The following is a 14,291-nucleotide window of genomic DNA, read 5'->3' as shown; positions in this document are numbered from 1 at the left end:
CGAGCGGCTGAAGGTGATGCATGGCTCTGCGCTGCCGGGCAGTGCGGACGACCGCGACCTGGTTTCCATCCAGCCGATCGGCGAGGAGGGCGAGCTGCCGCTACAGATCCCGCGCTCGGTGATGACGCGGATCATCCGGGCGCGCATCGACGAGACGCTCGAGCTTTTGCGCGACCGGCTGAACAAATCGGGCTACGGCAACGCCGTCGGCAAACGGGTCGTCCTCACCGGCGGCGCCAGCCAACTGGCGGGCCTGCCGGAGGCGGCGCGCCGCATTCTTGGGCGCAACGTGCGCATCGGCCGGCCGCTCGGCGTGGCAGGCCTGCCGGAAGCGGCCAAGGGGCCGGCGTTTTCGACCCCGGTCGGGCTTCTGATCTATCCTCAAATGGCGAGCTTCGAGAGCCATTCGGCGAAAGGACTTTCCGGTTTCAGGATGACCGGAACGGGCGGAAAACTGCATCGCATGAGTCAGTGGTTGAGAGACAGTTTTTAATTTGACGGGGACAGCCCCAAAGGCGGCCGCAGCGGCGAGGCGGCGGGAAAGGCAAAGGACGGAGACTATGACCATCAATCTCAAGAAGCCGGACATCACCGAGCTTAAGCCACGCATCACCGTGTTCGGTGTCGGCGGCGGCGGCGGCAACGCGGTCAACAACATGATCACAGCCGGCTTGCGCGGCGTCGAGTTCGTGGTGGCCAACACCGACGCGCAGGCGCTGACGATGTCGAAGGCTGAGCGGCTGATCCAGCTCGGCGCGCATGTCACGGAAGGCCTCGGCGCCGGCTCGCAGCCGGAAGTCGGCCGCGCGGCGGCGGAAGAGTGCATCGACGAGATCATCGATCATCTGTCCAACACGCATATGTGCTTCGTCACCGCCGGCATGGGCGGCGGCACCGGCACGGGCGCTGCACCCGTCGTTGCCCGCGCGGCGCGCGAAAAGGGCATCCTCACCGTCGGCGTCGTCACCAAGCCGTTCCATTTCGAGGGCCAGCGCCGCATGAAGACGGCCGACATGGGCATCGAGGAACTGCAGAAATGCGTCGATACGCTCATCGTCATCCCCAACCAAAACCTGTTCCGGCTGGCCAACGACAAGACCACCTTCGCCGATGCCTTCGCCATGGCCGACCAGGTGCTCTACTCCGGCGTAGCCTGCATCACCGACCTGATGGTCAAGGAAGGCCTGATCAATCTCGACTTCGCTGACGTCCGCTCGGTGATGCGAGAGATGGGCAAGGCGATGATGGGCACCGGCGAGGCTTCGGGCGAGGGCCGCGCCATGGCCGCCGCCGAGGCGGCGATCGCCAATCCGCTGCTCGACGAGACCTCGATGAAGGGCGCCAAGGGCCTGCTGATCTCGATCACCGGCGGCCGCGACCTCACCCTGTTCGAGGTCGACGAAGCCGCGACCCGGATCCGCGAGGAGGTCGACCAGGACGCCAACATTATCCTCGGCGCCACCTTCGACGAGGAACTGGAAGGCGTGATCCGCGTCTCGGTGGTCGCTACCGGCATCGACAAGTCGGCGGCCGAAATCGCCGCGGCGCCAATCTCCATCCGCGCGCCGCAGAAGCCGGTCGCCCGTCCCGCCGCACCTGTTCAGGAAAGCCGTCCCGCACCGGTTCAGCAGCAGGCCTACGAGCCGCGCGCCGTCGATCCGGTTGCCGAGGCGATCCAGCTTGCAGAGGCGAACGCCGCCGCGATGGCACAGCCGCGCCCCGCGCCGCTCGACGACTTCCGCCCGCAGAGCAAGATCTTCCAGGCTCCGCCGGCCCAGCCTCAGCCGCAGCCGATCGCCCAGCAGCCGGTCATGCAGCCCGCGCCGCAGCGCGAGATGCCGCAGCCTGTGGCTGCAGCGCCGCAGCGCATGCCGCGCGTCGAGGACTTTCCACCGGTCGTGAGGGCCGAGGTGGAGGCCAAGAGCCGCCCTGCGGATCATGAGAACAGCGGACCGATGGGGCTGATCAAGCGGCTGACCAACGGCCTGACCCGCCGCGAGGAAGAGCCGGCCCGGCTGCAGCCGGCGCAGCCGCGCGAGCCGAAACTGCGCCAGGCGGCACCGGAAATGCGCCGCCTCGCCAGCCAGGACCCGCAGCTCTATGCGCCGCGCCGCGGCCAGCTCGACGACCAGGGGCGCCTCACGCCTCAAAGCCGCACGGTGCAGGAAGACGACCAGCTGGAGATCCCGGCGTTCCTGCGTCGCCAGGCGAACTAATCGTTAAAGCGCGCCGCCTGTGCGGCGCGCTTTAAGCAATGTTTGATAATGTCGTTCTCCCAAAACCGCTGTGCACTTTCGGGCAGAACATACACTAACGATATATAACAGCTGTTAACAGGCGGGCGAGAGAATCGTCTGCCTGTTGCCTTTAAAAGTTATAGAGAAACAACGGATTACGAGTGTTTCTTCGTTCAGGGCAGCGGTTACACGGGGTAAGAAACCGTGATTTGGAGTCTCCCGGACGGGCCACTATCTTCGCGTCGGACTAAAGTCGGTTTGCCGGGATTCGGGGAGTTGGCCCTGCCTGCCGATGTTATCAGAGCCGCTGCCTTGCTCATTCGCCGCTTTTGCGCGCAGGCCAGATGATCCGTCGGGCCGATAATGCCTAAGGCTGACAAGCGGACACAGGCGGTTTGGGCTTATGGGGTTTGTCTTGCACGACTATCAGACGACAGTTAAGGCGCGCGTGACGCTGACCGGCACCGGCGTCCACAGCGGCAAGCCCGTCACCGTTCATTTCCTGCCCGCCGACGCCGATACCGGCATCGTGTTCCACCTCGCGAATGGCGGCGAGTTCCGCGAGTTCCGCGCGCTGGTCTCCGAGGTCGGCGCCACCGACCTGTGCACCATGCTCGGCGATCCGGTCGGCCAGCATATCGGAACCGTCGAACATCTCATGGCGACGGTGTTCGGACTTGGCATCGACAATCTCATCATCGAGATCGACGGTCCGGAAGTCCCCATTCTCGACGGCAGCGCGGTGGCCTTTGTCGAAGCCTTCGACCAGGCGGGGATCGACACGCTTTCGGTCAAGCGCCGCTATATCCGCGTGGTCAAGCCGATCCGCGTCGAAGCCGGTGCATCCTGGGCCGAGTTCCGCCCCTATGACGGCACGCGATTCGAGGTCGAGATCGACTTCGAGAGCCCGGCAATCGGCCGCCAGCTCTTCGCCTCCGATATCAACCCCGACATCTTCCGCCGCGACATCGCGCGGGCCCGCACCTTCGGCTTCATGAAGGATGTCGAGCGGCTGTGGGCCGCCGGCTACGCGCTCGGGTCGTCGCTGGAGAACTCGCTGGTCATCGGCGACGACAACCGCGTCATCAATGTCGGCGGACTGCGCTATCCGAACGAATTCGCCCGCCACAAGACGCTCGACGCCATGGGCGACCTGGCGCTTGCCGGCGCGCGCTTCATCGGCTGCTTCCGCTCCTATCGTGGCGGCCATCGGATGAACGCGGCGGCGCTGCGCCGCCTGCTTTCGGACCGTACGGCCTTCGAGATCGTCGAGACGCGGCGCCGCGAGCGCGGCCGGGTCGCCGAAATGATCGCCGTTAGCGGACCGGTCTACGCGCCCTGGGTCATCTGATTTTTAACGATTTTCTGGCTTTGTAGCGAAGCCGGTGTTGCGCAAATGCATCACAAACCCGTGAAATCGAGCGGCTTTGGGGACGGTCCCAAACCGCCACAAAAATGTGCGATTGGCCGGACATAGCGTTGCCGGGCAAGGGGATAATGGTTTATGGCTGCGGCCGGGACCGAAACGACGCCGAAAGGGCGGAATCCAAACATGTTTTTTTCGCGAGTTGGTCAATCGAAGGCGCCGTATCGGGCTGTTTTCCTGGCGTTTTCGTTGGTCGCCCCGTCGCTCATGCTGTCGGCCTGCATGTCCTCCGAAAAGGACGTCAATCTGGCGACCTATGTCGACCACACCGAACCCGCAGACGTTCTCTACAACCAGGGCCTCGCCAATCTGAATGCCGGCCGCCTCGATGAGGCGAGCAAGAAGTTCGACGCCGTCGACCGCCAGCATCCCTACTCGGAATTCGCCCGCAAATCGATGGTGATGGGCGCCTTCGCCGATTATCGCGCCGGCAACTATGACGAGGCGATCGGTTCCGCCAAACGTTACCTGACGCTCTATCCGTCAACCGACGATGCCGCCTATGCGCAGTACATCATCGGCTTGAGCTACTACCGGCAGATCAAGGACGTCACCCAGGACCAGAAGGAAGCGCGCCAGACGGTGCAGACCATGCAGGATCTGGTGACCCGCTGGCCGAATTCCGAGTATGTCGACGACGCCAAGGACAAGATCCGCTTTGCCACCGACCAGCTCGCCGGCAAAGAGATGCAGATCGGCCGCTACTATCTGGAACGCCGCGAATATATCGCCGCCGTCAAGCGCTTCCGCACCGTGGTCGAGAACTACTCCAACACGCGCCATGTCGAGGAGGCGCTCGCGCGACTGACCGAAGCCTACTACGCGATGGGCCTGACTTCGGAAGCGCAGACAGCCGCAGCGGTGCTCGGCCACAACTATCCGGACAGCCAGTGGTACAAGGATTCCTACAAGCTCCTGCAGAGCAACGGGCTTGAACCGCGCGAGAATGCCGGGTCGTGGATCTCCAAGGCCGGGAAGCTGATCACCGGCGCCTGACACTTCTGATGCTGTCCAGACTGTCGATCCGCGATATCGTCCTGATCGAGAAGCTGGACATCGACTTCTTGCCTGGGCTTTCGGTGCTGACCGGCGAGACCGGCGCCGGCAAATCCATCCTGCTCGATGCGCTGTCGCTGGCGCTTGGCGCGCGCGGCGACGCTTCGCTCGTCCGCCATGGCGCGGCGCAGGGCCAGGTCATCGCCGTGTTCGACGTGCCGCGCAACCACCCGGCGCGCGCGCTGCTTGCCGACAACGACATCGAGGATGATGGCGACATCATCCTGCGCCGCGTGCAGACCGCCGACGGCCGCACCCGCGTTTTCGTCAATGATCAGCCGTCCAGCGTGACCCTGATGCGCGACGTCGGCCGCGCGCTGGTCGAGATACACGGCCAGCATGACGAGCGGGCGCTCGTCGATCCCGGCGCCCACCGCGAATTGCTGGATAGTTTCGGCGGCCATCTCGGCGCCGTGCGCGGGACGGGCGAAGCCTGGCGCTATTGGCGGAACTGCGAACAGGAGCTTTCGCGGCACCGCGCCAAGGTCGAGGCGGCGGCGCGCGAGGCCGATTATCTCAGGGCCTCGGTCGCCGAGTTGGCGAAGCTCGATCCGCAGCCGGGCGAAGAGACCGAGCTTGCCGAATTACGCGCCCAGATGATGCGCGCCGAAAAGATCGCGTCCGAGATTCACGATGCGCAGGATGTGCTGTCGGGGCCGTCTTCGCCCCTGCCGCAGCTCGCCAGCCTGCTCAGGCGGCTGCAGCGCAAATCGGGTGAGGTGCCGGGCCTGCTCGACGATGTGGTCAAGTCGCTGGACGAGGCAATGATCTCGCTCGACGCGGCGCAGTCCGGCGTCCAGACAGCACTACGCGCCACCGAATACGATCCGCAGCGCCTGGAAAAGGCCGAAGAGCGGCTGTTCTCGCTGCGCGCGGCCTCACGCAAGCACAATGTCGCGGTCGACGATCTGGCGCAGCTGCGCGACACGATGGCGGCCGACCTTGCCGATCTCGATGCGGGCGAGGAACGCCTGCACGGGCTGCAGAAACAAGCAGCCGCCGCGCGCGAAGCTTACGACATAGCCGCGGCGCAGCTCTCTTCGCTGCGCCATGCGGCGGCGGCGGGCCTCACCAAGGCGGTGATGGCCGAACTGCCGGCCCTCAAGCTCGAGCGGGCGGAGTTCATCGTCGAGATGGTGAGCGATGCCGATGGCCGCATGGAAGAAGGCATCGACCAGGTCGAGTTCTGGGTGCGCACCAATCCGGGCACACGGCCCGGGCCGATGATGAAGGTTGCGTCCGGCGGCGAGCTGTCGCGCTTCCTTCTGGCCCTGAAGGTGGCGCTTGCCGACCGCGGCTCGGCGCCGACCCTGGTCTTCGACGAGATCGACACCGGCGTCGGCGGCGCCGTGGCCGACGCCATCGGTCAGCGGCTGGCGAGGCTGTCGAAGCGGGTGCAGGTGCTTTCGGTCACGCATGCGCCGCAAGTGGCGGCGCGCGCCGCGCGATCCATTTCGGCAACGCCGGTTGCGACACGGTCCTTGCCGCCGGACTTCGAGATTAGAAAATGCGTCGCGGCGCGCCAGGAAGAGATCGCGCGCATGCTGGCCGGCGCCACCATCACCGATGAAGCGCGCGCCGCCGCTGAGCGGTTGCTGCGCGAGAACACGGCGGCAGCCTAGGCTTCTTGATCCCCGGCTGGAATGCCGAGTCAGCAGGTGGCTGCATCCTGCTGTTCGGCAATGATTTTTGCGCAAGCCGACTCCTCCATACCGAATCCTGATTTATAGTGGCCCGCCACAATTCGAGGACCGCGCTTCATGTCTGAAAAACCAGTCGATTCGCTGAGCGAAAGCGAGGCCGCGGAGGAGCTGAAGCGGCTGGCGGCGGAGATCGCCGAGCACGACCGGCGCTACCACACGGAGGATGCGCCGACGATTTCGGACGCCGAATACGACGCATTGGCGCGGCGCAACCTTGCCATCGAGGGGCGCTTTCCCGATCTCGTTCGCGAGGATTCGCCGTCGCGTCGGGTCGGCGCGCCGCCGGCGGAAGGCTTCACCAAGGTGCGGCATGCTGTGCCGATGCTGAGCCTCGCCAAGGCCTATACCGACCAGGACGTGGCCGATTTCATCGAGCGTGGCCGGCGCTTCTTCGACCGCGACAAGGACCTCGATATCGCCTTCACGGCGGAGCCGAAGATCGACGGGCTGTCGGCATCGCTGCGCTACGAAAACGGCATCTTCGTGCAAGGCGCGACACGCGGCGACGGCGCGGTCGGCGAGGACATCACCGCCAATCTCAAGACCATCGCCGACATCCCGAAGAAGTTGCAGGGCTCTGGCTGGCCGGAGGTCATCGAAATCCGCGGCGAGGTCTACATGACCTACGCGGAGTTCGAGGCGTTGAAGCAGCGCTCGGCAGCTATCGGCGGCCAGGACTATGTCAATCCGCGCAACACGGCGGCCGGGTCGCTGCGCCAGAAGGATCCAGCCGTCACCGCCAGCCGCAATCTGAAATTCTTCGCCTATGCCTGGGGCTACACGACGGCGGATCCCGCTCCGACCCAGTACGATTCCGTGCAGAAGTTCCAGGAATGGGGCTTCAAGATCAGTCCGCTGATGGTGCGGGCAAGGTCGATCGACGACCTCATCGGGCACTACCACCGGATCGAGGAACAGCGTTCTTCGCTGGGTTACGACATCGACGGCGTCGTCTACAAGGTCGACCAGCTCGAGCTGCAGCGCCGCTGGGGTTTTGTGACCGGCGAGCCGCGCTGGGCAGTTGCCCACAAATTCCCGGCCGAACAGGCGATGACGACGGTCGAGAAGATCGACATCCAGGTGGGCCGCACCGGCACGTTGGCGCCGGTGGCGCGGCTGGCGCCGGTGACGGTCGGCGGCGTGGTGGTGGAAAACGTCACGCTGCACAATGAAGATTACATCAAGGGTTTTGACAGCAACGGGCGGCCGATCCGCGACGGCATTGACGTTCGCATCGGCGACACGGTGGTGATCCAGCGGGCAGGGGACGTCATCCCGCAGATCGTCAGGGTCCTCATCGACAAGCGGCTGGCCGATGCGGTGCCGTATGAGTTCCCGCACACCTGCCCGGTCTGCGGCTCGCCGGCGACGCGCGAGATCAACGAGAAGACCGGCAAGGAGGATTCGCGGCGCCGCTGCACCGGCGAGCTGATCTGCGCAGCGCAGGCCGTGGAGGGGCTGCGCCACTTCGTGTCGCGCGGCGCGCTCGATATCGAGGGCCTCGGCGCCGAGAACATCGACCTGTTCTTCAATGCCGGGTTGGTGAAGACCGCCGCCGACATCTTTACGCTGAAGGACCGCCGGCCGGCCGTCACCAAGGCGTTGGCGGAGCGGCGTGAGGAGCAGGCCAGACTGCGCGAGGCCGCATCGGGCAAGACGCGCAAGAATGTGCGCAGCATCGAAGATCGCAACTACGAAGGCCTCGACAAACTGTTCGCAGCCATCGACGCGCGCCGCGAGCCGGAGCTCGACCGCTTCATCTTCGCGCTCGGCATCCGCCATATCGGCGAGACGACGGCGGCGGTGCTTGCCCGCCAGTTCTCGACCATCGAGGAACTGATCCGCGTCGGCAAGGAGACGGCGAAGGCGGAGGATCCGCATGACGTGTTCCCGTCGATCAACGGCATCGGCGACACCGTCATCAACGCCTTGCGCGACTTCTTCGGCAATGAGCGCAATGACGACGTGCTCGATGCGCTGCTGGCGCAAGTCCATCCCAAGCCCTATGTGGTCGAGATCTCGGCCGGCAGCGAGGTATCCGGGAAGACGGTGGTGTTCACCGGCACGCTGGAAAAGATGACGCGCTCCGAGGCCAAGGCGATGGCGGAGCGCCTGGGGGCGAAGGTCGCCGGCTCGGTTTCGGCCAAGACCGATCTGGTGGTGGCGGGTCCGGGCGCCGGCTCCAAGCTCAAGGTTGCGAGCGATCTCGGCATCGAGGTGATCGACGAGGACACCTGGCTGCAGCGCATCGGCAGGGGCGGCTGATGGCCGGAGCGTTCAAGGGTTTTGGCGAGAAGGCCATTCCGTTCCTCAAGGCGCTCGACTTCCACCAGAGCCGCGAATGGTTTCAGGAAAACCGCGGTCTCTACGAGAGTGAGCTGCACGAGCCGTTCTGCGATCTCGTCGAAGCGCTCAGCGAGCGTTTCGCGGCGGCGGGACTTGGCCTGCGCGGCGACCGCAAGAAGTCGCTGTTCCGCATCAATCGCGACGTTCGCTTCTCCAAGGACAAGCGCCCCTATAATCGGCACCTGTCGGCAATCCTGTCGCCAGACGGCACCAAGATGGAGCAGGGCGTGTTCTATGTGCATATCGGCCTCGAGCGCTGCTTTGCCGGCGTCGCCTGGTGGCAGCCCGGACCGGAGTTGCTGCAGGCGATGCGCAAGGCGATCGTGACGAAGCCGGCCGCCTTCCGCGCCATGGTTTCAGCGCTGAAAAAGACTGGGCTGGAGCTGGATAGGGAAGATTGCCTGAAGCGCGCGCCGCGTGGTTTCGAGGACGTCAGCGAAGCCGATCTCGCGCAAGCAGTCCGCAACCGCCATTTCGTGGTGCGGCATAATATTGATCCCGAAACCATCTGCCTGGCGGCGTTAGTTGACGATCTCGTCGGCTTCACCTTGCGCGCCAAGCCGCTGCTCGATTGGGGCAGGGCGATCCAGGGCAAGGCTGCCTGAGCCGCTCAAAGCCCGGCAATCAGTTCCGCTGATCGTCGGCTCAAGCGAATTGGTGTGACAAGCGGGGCGACGCTCCCTAAATCAAGCCGCTCAAGGGAGCAGTTGGATGACGGCGGAAGCAATCTCCGAAAGCCGTGCGAGGAGCGATTTCTGGGACGGCGTGCGGCTGTCGATGCCGGTCGTCGTCGCCTCCGCGCCGTTCGCGATCCTGTTCGGCGCGATTGCCGTGGACAACGGGTTTTCGGTCCTGGAAGCATTCCTCATGAGCGCGCTGATCTTCGGCGGCGCCAGCCAGATGGTCGGCATCGAATTGTTCGGCCAGCATGTCGCGCCCTGGCTGATCGTGCTCTCGATCTTCGCGGTGAATTTCCGTCACGTGCTCTATTCCGCCGGCATCGGCCGGCGCATGGCGCATTGGCCGCTGCTGCAGCAAGCGCTGGGCTATTTCATCCTGACCGATCCGCAATATGCCGTGGCCGAGGCGCGCGCGGCGTCCGGCCAATCGGTCGGGTTCGTCTGGTATCTCGGGCTCGGCCTGCCGGTCTATGTGTTCTGGGTGGCCGAAAGCGCGCTCGGCGCAATCTTCGGCAAGATGATCCCGGATACCCATGCTCTGGGCATCGATTTCCTGCTGCCGATCTATTTCCTCGGCCTGGTTCTCGGCTTCCGCAAGCGGCCGCTGTGGCTGCCGGTGGTCGTCGCCAGCGCGGCCGCCTCGATCGTCGCCTACAAGACGGTCGGCTCGCCCTGGCATGTCTCGATCGGCGCCATTGCCGGCGTCCTTCTGGCGGTCATTCTGCCGCCGCATCATAGCGGCGTGGGGCAGCGCACATGAGCACGACCTTCTGGATCATCCTCGCCGGCGCCGTCGCCACCTATCTCACGCGCGTCGGCGGCCATCTCGTCATCTCGCGCTTCGAGACCGTCCACCCGCGTGTCGAGGCCGGCCTCAACGCCGTGCCGGCCGCTGTGCTGACGACACTTGTGGCACCTGCCGCGCTCGGCGCCGGACCGGCCGAATGGGCAGCGCTGATCGTCACCGCGCTGGTGTCGCTGCGCGGCGGCCTGATGGCGATGTTTTTGGCCGGTGCCGCGGTGCTGATTCTGGCCAGGCAGTTCGTCGGCTAGAAGTCAGATCTTGGCGTCGTGCGGCAGCGGCGCCGTGGCTTTCTCCAGCCAGGCCAGCGTCTCGCCGTCCACCATCGGACCGATCTCGGCCAGAACCCGCGCGTGATACTGGTCGAGCCAGTGCAGTTCGTCGCGGGTCAGCAGGTCACTGCGGATGAGGCGCTTGTCGATCGGCGCCAGCGTCAGCGTCTCGAAGCCGTGCATGGCGATGTCGCCGCCCTCGATCTGCTCGGCAGGCGTGACCAGGATCAGGTTCTCGATGCGAATGCCGTAGGAGCCTTCCTTGTAATAGCCCGGCTCATTGGACAGCATCATGCCGGCAAGCAGTTTTTCGGTGCCGGTGCGGGCGATGCGCTGCGGGCCCTCATGCACGGCGAGGTAAGAGCCAACGCCATGGCCGGTGCCGTGGGCGAAGTCGCAGCCATGCTTCCACAGGGCCACGCGGGCGACGGCATCGATTTCCGAACCGCGCGTGCCGGCCGGAAAGCGCAGCGTCGAGATGCCGATCATGCCCTTCAGCACCAGCGTGAAGCGCTCGCGCATCTCTTCGGTCGGCTGGCCGATCGGCACGGTGCGGGTGATGTCGGTGGTGCCGTCCTGGTATTGTCCGCCGGAATCGAGCAGGAACAGCTCGCCGCTTTGCAGCTTGCGGCTGGTGGCGCGGGAGACGCGGTAGTGCATGATGGCGCCGTTCGGGCCGGCGCCGGAAATCGTGTCGAAGGAGACGTCGCGCAGCGGCATCTGTGTTTCCTCGCCGGTCTGCCGCCGCACCTCCTCGAGTTTGGTCACGACGTCGATCTCGTCGAGCGTATCCGGTTGCTGCCGGTCGAGCCAGCAGAGCAGCTTGGCAATGGCGGCGCCGTCGCGACGATGCGCGGCGCGGCTGCCGGCGACCTCGGCGTGGTTCTTGGTGGCGCGCGGAATGCGAGCGGGGTCTGGCGCAGAGACAACGATGCCGCCATTGCCCTCGACCAGCATCTTGAGCTTTTCCGCCGCCAAAACGGGATCGAGCGCGATTTTTGCGCCGCCCTTGGCGAGGTTGGCGACCGCCGATTCGAATTCGCCTGGGTCGTGCGGATCGGCGAGCTGGGTGAGATAAGCCGCGACCTGGCGCGAAAATTTGCGCTGGTCCATAAAGAGTTGATGCTTGCCGTCGGCGGCAAGAATCGCGAAGCCGAGCGCCAGCGGCGTATGCGCCACGTCACCGCCGCGGATGTTGAAGGCCCAGGCGATGGAAGAAGGGTCGGTGAGCACGGCGTGCGTCGCGCCCTCCTTTTCGATCGCGCCCGCCAGCCGCGCCAGCTTGTCCTTGGCGAGTTCGCCGGCGAAGGCGATCGGATGGAGTTCCACGGGTGCGCGCGGCGGCTCGGGCTGATCTTCCCAGATGATATCGATCGGATTCTTCTCGAGCGGCACCAGTGTCGCGCCGGACTGCTCGGCCGAGGCTTTCAATGCCTTGATCTCGCCGATCGTGTGCAGCCACGGGTCGAAGCCGAGCCTGGCCCCTTTGCCGAGATTGTCCTTGATCCAGGAGGCCGGCGGATTGTCGACGAGGCTCTCGACGGTGAAGATCGAAAGATCGACCTCATTGCGCACCTGCAGCGTGTAGCGGCCGTCAACGAAGATGAAGGCGCGGTCGCGCAGGATGATGGCGACGCCGGCTGAGCCGGAAAAGCCGGTCAGCCATTTCAGCCGGGCCGACCGGTCGGCGACATATTCGCCCTGATGCTCGTCGGCGCGCGGCACCATGAAGCCGTCCAGCTTGTTCTCGGCCAGCCATTGGCGCAGCGTCGCCACGCGCGGCTTGCCGACAGCCGGATCGCCGGCGGAATCAAAGGTCTGGAACATTTTTCCGCATCTCCTCGAATGGCTCGCGCGACCGTAGCGCAAGGTCTTCGAAACCGGAATCGATTTCGACAGGGCCAGTCTTGAACGATCCGGTTTTCAGCGCTTGAGGTGGATGGTCACCCAGCCCTCGCGGTGCAAGGTGCGGACGTGGCGGAAGCTCTGGCCGACATAGGCCGAGATCACCGCATCGCGCTGACGGTCGAGAATGCCGGAGAGCACCAGCGAGCCGCCGAGCCTGATGTGCCTGGCCATCTCAGGCGCCAACCGCATCAGCGGGCGCGCCAGGATATTGGCGACGATGAGGTCGAAGGGCGCGCGCCTAGAGAAGATCGGATGGTGGAAGCCGGGCGCCGTCACCGTCTCGACAAGCGCCTTCACTCGGTTCAGTCGCGCATTGGTCGCAGCGACGCGAACGGCGACCGGATCGATGTCGGTCGCCAGCACCGGGATGTGCGCGAGCTTGGCCAGCGCTATCGCCAGCACGGCACTGCCGGTGCCGAGGTCGAGCGCGTTGCCGGGGCGTTCGCGCACCACCACCTGTTCCAGCAGTTCGAGGCAGCCGGCCGTGGTGCCGTGATGGCCGGTACCGAAGGCAAGACCCGCCTCGATCTCAATGGCGAGGTCACCGCTGCGGCGCTTGTCGCGATCATGCGCGCCGTGGACAAAGAAACGCCCGGCGCGGACCGGTTTCAGTCCTTCGAGCGAGCGTGCAACCCAGTCGATGTCGGGGAGCGCCTCGCGCTCGACCTGCTTCGGCAGGCCCAGGTCCGCGAGTATGCCGTTGATCCGGACTGCGACGGCATCGACATCGCCATCGGCATAGAGCGACACTTCGTGGATGTCATTGGCCTCATCGACCTCCAGCAGGGCAAGCGGCAGGCCTTCGTCCTCGAAAGCTGCATCAAGCGCCGCGAAGATGCGGTCAGCCTCGGCCTTGCCCGTGGTGAAATGGAACCTGGTCTGCCCCATCAGGGCGACTCATGTTTGAGCGTGATCATTTCCGAGAACCGGTTCCACTTGTTGCTACGCAAACCTTCGGTTCGGGATCACGCCTGGCCGCCTGCTGCGAGCCGCTTCAGCTTCGCAATAGCCGTGTCGGCGCTTTCGCCATAGGCGATGGTGCCGGCGAACTCGCCCTTGGCGTTGAGGAGCAGCACGGAGGCCGTGTGGTCCATCGTGTAATCGCCGTCGCCGGTGTCGACCTTCTTCCAGTAGATGCCGAAGGCCTTGGCCATTGCATGCACCTTGTCCGGGTCGCCAGTGATGCCGGTGATGCGGTCGGAGAAGTTGCCGACGTAGGAATTGATGATCTGCGGCGTGTCCCGCTCCGGGTCGACCGTGACGAAGTAGGCGTTGAGGTTCTTGCCGCTGTCGCCCATCGTCTTCAGCCAGCCGGCCATTTCGAACAGAGTTGTCGGGCAGACTTCCGGACAATGCGTGAAGCCGAAGAAGACCACGCTTGGGTGGCCCCGGAACGCGGCCTCGGTGATCGGCGCGCTCTTCTGGTCGATCAGTGTGAACGGTGCGCCGTAGGGCTGGCCGCCATGATGGCCGCGATACCAGTCGAAAGTGAGCCAGCCGATGCCCGCCGCCATCAGGACGAGGATGCCGACCAGAATTGAGCGCATCATCAGAAACTATCCGTTGCGATCGTCGCGGCCCGGCGGATCCGGCGCGAGCCTGTTCGGCGACAGTCTTAGCGGTTTGGCGGCGCGCGCGCAAAGAGGTCGCGTTGCCGCAACCACGAGACCTGCCGCCTCCGTCGCGACGATCATCGAATGGCTTGCAAATGCCATTGTCCTGTCCCACCTGACATCGGCTAAACGCAAAACCCGAGGAGGCTTCCTTGCGAAAACTGATCGGCTTGATTGCCGCCTGCATTGCCCTCGGCGCCGGCGCAGCGATGGCGGACGAGGTCGGCCAGGTCGGCGTCGACTGGGTC

The 14,291-nt window shown here is 65.1% G+C and carries 12 protein-coding genes; 9 read left to right on the top strand and 3 right to left on the bottom strand.

Translation table 11 applies throughout. The annotated features are described in order from the left end of the window. The 9 genes from EOA79_RS21735 to EOA79_RS21695 all read left to right on the top strand — a co-directional run. Positions 1–493: cell division FtsA domain-containing protein (locus EOA79_RS21735; RefSeq protein ID WP_348631867.1), on the top strand; the 493-nt coding region annotated here is incomplete at its 5' end. 67 nt (positions 494–560) lie between these two features. Beyond that, positions 561–2,216: a cell division protein FtsZ gene (gene ftsZ / locus EOA79_RS21730; protein ID WP_095824918.1), complete on the top strand. Its 1,656-nt coding sequence runs from the start codon at positions 561–563 to the stop codon at positions 2,214–2,216. Positions 2,217–2,640: 424 nt separating this feature from the next. Then, positions 2,641–3,588, top strand: coding sequence for a UDP-3-O-acyl-N-acetylglucosamine deacetylase (gene lpxC / locus EOA79_RS21725; RefSeq protein ID WP_095832082.1), 948 nt, complete (start codon positions 2,641–2,643; stop codon positions 3,586–3,588). 201 nt (positions 3,589–3,789) lie between these two features. Beyond that, positions 3,790–4,659, top strand: a complete 870-nt coding sequence (locus EOA79_RS21720; protein ID WP_066990991.1) for an outer membrane protein assembly factor BamD — start codon at positions 3,790–3,792, stop codon at positions 4,657–4,659. Positions 4,660–4,667: 8 nt separating this feature from the next. Then, complete coding sequence (gene recN / locus EOA79_RS21715; RefSeq protein ID WP_128293262.1) at positions 4,668–6,341, top strand: DNA repair protein RecN; 1,674 nt, start codon at positions 4,668–4,670, stop codon at positions 6,339–6,341. 138 nt (positions 6,342–6,479) lie between these two features. Then, the gene (gene ligA, locus EOA79_RS21710; protein WP_095824916.1) at positions 6,480–8,687 is read left to right on the top strand and encodes an NAD-dependent DNA ligase LigA; all 2,208 of its coding nucleotides are present in this window, start codon (positions 6,480–6,482) and stop codon (positions 8,685–8,687) included. Continuing rightward, complete coding sequence (locus tag EOA79_RS21705; RefSeq protein WP_095802425.1) at positions 8,687–9,373, top strand: TIGR02453 family protein; 687 nt, start codon at positions 8,687–8,689, stop codon at positions 9,371–9,373. Before ligA ends, EOA79_RS21705 begins: the two co-directional genes overlap by 1 nt. Before the next feature lie 106 nt (positions 9,374–9,479). After that, on the top strand, positions 9,480–10,208 hold the full coding sequence (locus tag EOA79_RS21700) for an AzlC family ABC transporter permease (protein ID WP_095824915.1): 729 nt from the start codon (positions 9,480–9,482) through the stop codon (positions 10,206–10,208). Further along, positions 10,205–10,501, top strand: a complete 297-nt coding sequence (locus EOA79_RS21695) for an AzlD family protein (protein WP_067329066.1) — start codon at positions 10,205–10,207, stop codon at positions 10,499–10,501. The genes EOA79_RS21700 and EOA79_RS21695 overlap by 4 nt, the downstream gene beginning before the upstream one ends. Before the next feature lie 3 nt (positions 10,502–10,504). Here EOA79_RS21695 and EOA79_RS21690 read toward each other — a convergent pair whose 3' ends face one another. The 3 genes from EOA79_RS21690 to EOA79_RS21680 all read right to left on the bottom strand — a co-directional run bounded on the left by EOA79_RS21690 (position 10,505) and on the right by EOA79_RS21680 (position 13,980). Further along, complete coding sequence (locus EOA79_RS21690; protein ID WP_095824914.1) at positions 10,505–12,349, bottom strand: aminopeptidase P family protein; 1,845 nt, start codon at positions 12,347–12,349, stop codon at positions 10,505–10,507. A 96-nt stretch (positions 12,350–12,445) separates the two neighbouring features. Continuing rightward, positions 12,446–13,318 (bottom strand): 50S ribosomal protein L11 methyltransferase, encoded by an 873-nt coding sequence (locus tag EOA79_RS21685; protein ID WP_095824913.1) that lies wholly within the window; start codon positions 13,316–13,318, stop codon positions 12,446–12,448. A gap of 77 nt (positions 13,319–13,395) precedes the next feature. After that, positions 13,396–13,980 (bottom strand): SCO family protein, encoded by a 585-nt coding sequence (locus tag EOA79_RS21680; protein ID WP_095824912.1) that lies wholly within the window; start codon positions 13,978–13,980, stop codon positions 13,396–13,398. Positions 13,981–14,291: the final 311 nt, after the last annotated feature.

The organism is Mesorhizobium sp. M1A.F.Ca.IN.020.03.2.1 (genome assembly GCF_004023205.1).
GTDB lineage: Bacteria > Pseudomonadota > Alphaproteobacteria > Rhizobiales > Rhizobiaceae > Mesorhizobium.
The sequence above is the reverse complement of the archived record's forward strand: the minus strand, read 5'-3'. Positions and strand labels throughout refer to the sequence as shown.